Genomic DNA, 5,770 nt, shown 5'->3' on the forward strand with positions numbered 1-5,770 from the left:
AGTTCTTCGAGGGTTTCTTTGGAATTCTTGCTTGACTTGATTGGCGGCTTTCACTAGAAGGTCGCTTCGGTCTACTGGGTTTGCTTTGGTGCGGATTTGGTGGATTGGTTCGGACGGTTTTGTAAAAAACGGTTTGACACGGAATTCGAGGTTGGATAGATAGCCGCCTCCGCCGACATCGGGCGCTAAAGGATGGTTCTGCCGGAAGGTGGTTCTGGGAGCTTCGGCTCTGGGTCTTTGACATTGTTGATTTGGAAAGAGAAACGCAGGCGGCGGCGCTCTGGCGATGACCTCACGGGTCATCTCGAACGCTGACAATTGCGGTCTCTTGAAGACACCATGAATATCATGGACCAAAGCTTCGGCTTTGATCCATCGATGTGATTGGGAACTCGTCAAGATACTATGCAAACCAGAACCGAGAGATTGGGTTTTCCCCCGATTTCTTGAAGTCTGTGTTAGCGGTCAACTCAACCTGAGAGTTTGATCCTGGCTCAGAGCGAACGCTGGCGGCAGGCCTAACACATGCAAGTCGAACGGATCCTTCGGGATTAGTGGCGGACGGGTGAGTAACACGTGGGAACGTGCCTTTTGGTTCGGAACAACTCAGGGAAACTTGAGCTAATACCGGATAAGCCTTTCGAGGGAAAGATTTATCGCCATTAGAGCGGCCCGCGTAGGATTAGCTAGTTGGTGGGGTAAAGGCCCACCAAGGCTACGATCCTTAGCTGGTCTGAGAGGATGATCAGCCACATTGGGACTGAGACACGGCCCAAACTCCTACGGGAGGCAGCAGTGGGGAATCTTGCGCAATGGGCGAAAGCCTGACGCAGCCATGCCGCGTGAATGATGAAGGTCTTAGGATTGTAAAATTCTTTCACCGGGGACGATAATGACGGTACCCGGAGAAGAAGCCCCGGCTAACTTCGTGCCAGCAGCCGCGGTAATACGAAGGGGGCTAGCGTTGCTCGGAATTACTGGGCGTAAAGGGAGCGTAGGCGGATAGTTTAGTCAGAGGTGAAAGCCCAGGGCTCAACCTTGGAATTGCCTTTGATACTGGCTATCTTGAGTACGGAAGAGGTATGTGGAACTCCGAGTGTAGAGGTGAAATTCGTAGATATTCGGAAGAACACCAGTGGCGAAGGCGACATACTGGTCCGTTACTGACGCTGAGGCTCGAAAGCGTGGGGAGCAAACAGGATTAGATACCCTGGTAGTCCACGCTGTAAACGATGAGTGCTAGTTGTCGGCAGGCATGCCTGTCGGTGACGCAGCTAACGCATTAAGCACTCCGCCTGGGGAGTACGGTCGCAAGATTAAAACTCAAAGGAATTGACGGGGGCCCGCACAAGCGGTGGAGCATGTGGTTTAATTCGAAGCAACGCGCAGAACCTTACCACCTTTTGACATGCCCGGACCGCCTCAGAGATGAGGCTTTCCCTTCGGGGACTGGGACACAGGTGCTGCATGGCTGTCGTCAGCTCGTGTCGTGAGATGTTGGGTTAAGTCCCGCAACGAGCGCAACCCTCGCTATTAGTTGCCATCAGGTTTGGCTGGGCACTCTAATAGGACCGCCGGTGGTAAGCCGGAGGAAGGTGGGGATGACGTCAAGTCCTCATGGCCCTTACAAGGTGGGCTACACACGTGCTACAATGGCGACTACAGAGGGCTGCAATCCCGCGAGGGGGAGCCAATCCCTAAAAGTCGTCTCAGTTCGGATTGCACTCTGCAACTCGAGTGCATGAAGTTGGAATCGCTAGTAATCGCGGATCAGCATGCCGCGGTGAATACGTTCCCGGGCCTTGTACACACCGCCCGTCACACCATGGGAGTTGGCTTTACCCGAAGGCGCTGCGCTAACTCGCAAGAGAGGCAGGCGACCACGGTAGGGTCAGCGACTGGGGTGAAGTCGTAACAAGGTAGCCGTAGGGGAACCTGCGGCTGGATCACCTCCTTTCTAAGGATGTTCCTCCAGCTTCGGCTATTGGAACTCCAATTATATACAGTGAGCGGATCGCCGCCGTCTTCGTTTCTCTTTCCACTCCTTGATCACCGATTAGGTAATCAAGGCGATCGCGAGCCCAGGAACGGGTCTTGCCTCTCCTAAGCAATGCTTAGAGGAGCAAGGATCTGGTCTATGCGGCCTATGGGCCCGTAGCTCAGTTGGTTAGAGCGCACGCTTGATAAGCGTGAGGTCATAAGTTCAAGTCTTATCGGGCCTACCAACCTTCCAGCATAACGGACGCAACCGACCCCAGCTCTCCTGGGCTAACGCAACTTGCCGCGAGGTAAGGGGCCATAGCTCAGTTGGTAGAGCGCCTGCTTTGCAAGCAGGATGTCGTCGGTTCGAATCCGTCTGGCTCCACCATCTCCTCATCCGGAGGAATGGTAACGCGATCGAGGAATGATCAAGTTTGCAGTCTGGCTTAGCCAGTTCTGCGAAATGACATCGTGAAGGTAGGGTTCACCCGCCGCCTGTATCTCCCCTTGGGGATGCAGCTGGTTCTAGGGCGGACTTTGAAGAAGACATCAAATGTCTGACTGTAAAGCGCATGCCGCAGGTCCCTAGACCTGTAGCGCATGGGTTTTGCTGAGAACGATCAAGCGCATAAGGGCTTCTGACGGATGCCTTGGCATTGAGAGGCGATGAAGGACGTGGCACGCTGCGATAAGAGCCGGGGAGGCGCGAGCACCCTTTGATCCGGCTATCTCCGAATGGGGAAACCCACCTTAATGACCATTCCACTTTGCTTCAGCTTCGGCTGGGGCGGTAGTGGTGTGGTTGTGACAGGTATAATGGGCTGAATACATAGGCTCCATTAAGCAAACCCGGGGAACTGAAACATCTCAGTACCCGGAGGAAAGGACATCAACCGAGACTCCCGTAGTAGTGGCGAGCGAACCGGGACCAGGCCAGTGCTGTCGTGACATAAAGCTGAACGACTTGGAAAGGTCGGCCATAGTGGGTGATAGCCCCGTAAGCGTCAAATAGCGACAGACTCGAGTAGGGCGGGACACGTGAAATCCTGTCTGAACATGGGGGGACCACCCTCCAAGCCTAAGTACTCCTCAATGACCGATAGCGAACAAGTACCGTGAGGGAAAGGTGAAAAGCACCCCGACAAGGGGAGTGAAACAGATCCTGAAATCGGAAGCCTACAAGCAGTCGGAGCCACCGCGCGTGGTGACGGCGTACCTTTTGTATAATGGGTCAGCGACTTCATGTGCCGTGCAAGCTTAAGCCGTTAGGTGTAGGCGCAGCGAAAGCGAGTCTGAATAGGGCGAATAAGTACGTCGCATGACGACCCGAAACCAGGTGATCTATCCATGAGCAGGTTGAAGGTAAGGTAACACTTACTGGAGGACCGAACCGGTGAATGTTGAAAAATTCTCGGATGACTTGTGGATAGGGGTGAAAGGCCAATCAAACCTGGACATAGCTGGTTCTCCGCGAAAACTATTTAGGTAGTGCCTCAGACGGACTCCTCGGGGGGTAGAGCACTGAATGGATGCGGGGGGAGCGATCTCTACCAATTCTAATCAAACTCCGAATACCCGAGAGAGATATCTGGGAGACACACGGCGGGTGCTAACGTCCGTCGTGAAAAGGGAAACAACCCTAACCATCATCTAAGGCCCCCAAGTTCTGGCTAAGTGGGAAACGATGTGGGTTTGCTTTGACAACCAGGATGTTGGCTTAGAAGCAGCCATCATTTAAAGAAAGCGTAACAGCTCACTGGTCAAGCGAACCTGCGCGGAAAATGTAACGGGGCTCAAGCCAGACGCCGAAGGTATGGGTTTGCTCTTTGAGCAAGCGGTAGCGGAGCGTTCCGTAAGCCGGTGAAGGTGAGGCGTGAGCCTTGCTGGAGGTATCGGAAGTGAGAATGCTGACATGAGTAGCGATAAAGAGTGTGAGAGACACTCTCGCCGAAAGCCCAAGGGTTCCTGCGTAAAGCTAATCTGCGCAGGGTTAGTCGGCCCCTAAGGCGAGGCCGAAAGGCGTAGTCGATGGGAATCAGGTGAATATTCCTGAACCAGTTGGAAGTGACGGATCTGGTAAATTGTCTAGGCTTATTGGATTGCTCTGGGCAGTGAACAGGTCCCTGGAAATAACTCCAACGGAGACCGTACCCGAAACCGACACAGGTGGGCAGGTAGAGTATACCAAGGCGCTTGAGAGAACTATGCTGAAGGAACTCGGCAAATTGCACGCGTAACTTCGGGATAAGCGTGACTCTTATTTGGGCAACCAGAAAAGAGTGGCACAGGCCAGGGGGTAGCGACTGTTTATCAAAAACACAGGGCTCTGCGAAGCCGCAAGGCGACGTATAGGGTCTGACGCCTGCCCGGTGCCGGAAGGTTAAAAGGAGCGGTGCAAGCTGCGAATTGAAGCCCCGGTAAACGGCGGCCGTAACTATAACGGTCCTAAGGTAGCGAAATTCCTTGTCGGGTAAGTTCCGACCTGCACGAATGGCGTAACGACTTCCCCACTGTCTCCAGCATAGGCTCAGCGAAATTGAATTCCCCGTGAAGATGCGGGGTTCCCGCGGTCAGACGGAAAGACCCTATGAACCTTTACTGCAGCTTCGCCTTGGCGTTAGCAGCAACATGTGTAGGATAGGTGGGAGGCTATGAAACCGGGGCGCCAGTCTCGGTGGAGCCATCCTTGAAATACCACCCTTATTGTTGCTGACGTCTAACCGCGGCCCGTTATCCGGGTCCGGGACATGGCGTGGCGGGCAGTTTGACTGGGGCGGTCGCCTCCCAAAGTGTAACGGAGGCGCGCGATGGTGGGCTCAGACCGGTCGGAAATCGGTCGTCGAGTGCAATGGCATAAGCCCGCCTGACTGCGAGACTGACAAGTCGAGCAGAGACGAAAGTCGGCCATAGTGATCCGGTGGTCCTGCGTGGAAGGGCCATCGCTCAACGAATAAAAGGTACTCTAGGGATAACAGGCTGATTTTGCCCAAGAGTCCATATCGACGGCAAAGTTTGGCACCTCGATGTCGGCTCATCACATCCTGGGGCTGGAGCAGGTCCCAAGGGTTCGGCTGTTCGCCGATTAAAGTGGTACGTGAGCTGGGTTCAGAACGTCGTGAGACAGTTTGGTCCCTATCTGCCGTGGGTGTACGAGACTTGAGAGGATCTGTCCCTAGTACGAGAGGACCGGGATGGACACACCTCTGGTGGACCTGTCATGGCGCCAGCTGTGCAGCAGGGTAGCTAAGTGTGGAATAGATAACCGCTGAAAGCATCTAAGCGGGAAACTAACCTCAAAACAAGGTCTCGCTGAGAGCCGTGGTAGACCACCACGTTGATAGGCCAGGTGTGGAAGCGCTGTGAGGCGTGTAGCTTACTGGTACTAATAGCTCGATAGGCTTGATCGTTCTTCAGTCAAACCCATGACTGAGCTTTACAAATCATCCAGACATTAGATGTCTTCTTCACAAAATGCTTCGGTGAGCTAATCCCTCACCGAACAGCATCCTTTTTGCTGACCTGGTGGCTATGCCGGGGGTTCCCCACCCGATCCCATTCCGAACTCGGTCGTTAAGTCCCCCAGGGCCAATGGTACTTCGTCTCAAGGCGCGGGAGAGTAGGTCGCCGCCAGGTCCGCTAAAAGGATGCTTCTTGTAGAGCTCACGCTCCAAAGTCCAACCCTACCCACGATACACAAACTACCCACTTCGCCGCGGGGTGGAGCAGCCCGGTAGCTCGTCAGGCTCATAACCTGAAGGTCACAGGTTCAAATCCTGTCCCCGCACCCAAG

The 5,770-nt window shown here is 54.3% G+C and carries 3 tRNA genes, 3 rRNA genes and 1 pseudogene; 6 read left to right on the forward strand and 1 reads right to left on the reverse strand.

Features of this window, described 5'->3' with window-relative positions:
- Window positions 1-303, reverse strand: a pseudogene (locus AC1DYP_RS24680) (hypothetical protein); the annotation flags it as partial.
- Between the two features lie 168 nt (window positions 304-471).
- On the opposite strand from AC1DYP_RS24680, the gene AC1DYP_RS24685 reads away from it, so the two are divergent.
- The 6 genes from AC1DYP_RS24685 to AC1DYP_RS24710 all read left to right on the forward strand — a co-directional run bounded on the left by AC1DYP_RS24685 (window position 472) and on the right by AC1DYP_RS24710 (window position 5,768).
- Window positions 472-1,957, forward strand: a 16S ribosomal RNA gene (locus AC1DYP_RS24685).
- A gap of 191 nt (window positions 1,958-2,148) precedes the next feature.
- Window positions 2,149-2,225: transfer RNA gene (locus AC1DYP_RS24690), tRNA-Ile, on the forward strand.
- A 67-nt stretch (window positions 2,226-2,292) separates the two neighbouring features.
- Window positions 2,293-2,368: transfer RNA gene (locus AC1DYP_RS24695), tRNA-Ala, on the forward strand.
- A 230-nt stretch (window positions 2,369-2,598) separates the two neighbouring features.
- Window positions 2,599-5,387, forward strand: a 23S ribosomal RNA gene (locus tag AC1DYP_RS24700).
- A gap of 111 nt (window positions 5,388-5,498) precedes the next feature.
- Window positions 5,499-5,613: ribosomal RNA gene (rrf, locus tag AC1DYP_RS24705) — 5S ribosomal RNA — on the forward strand.
- The 16S, 23S and 5S rRNA genes sit together here with 3 tRNA genes alongside, the layout of an rRNA operon.
- Before the next feature lie 78 nt (window positions 5,614-5,691).
- Window positions 5,692-5,768: transfer RNA gene (locus AC1DYP_RS24710), tRNA-Met, on the forward strand.
- The last annotated feature ends 2 nt before the right edge of the window (window positions 5,769-5,770 follow it).

This window comes from Caulobacter sp. P1_D6 (assembly GCF_056406095.1).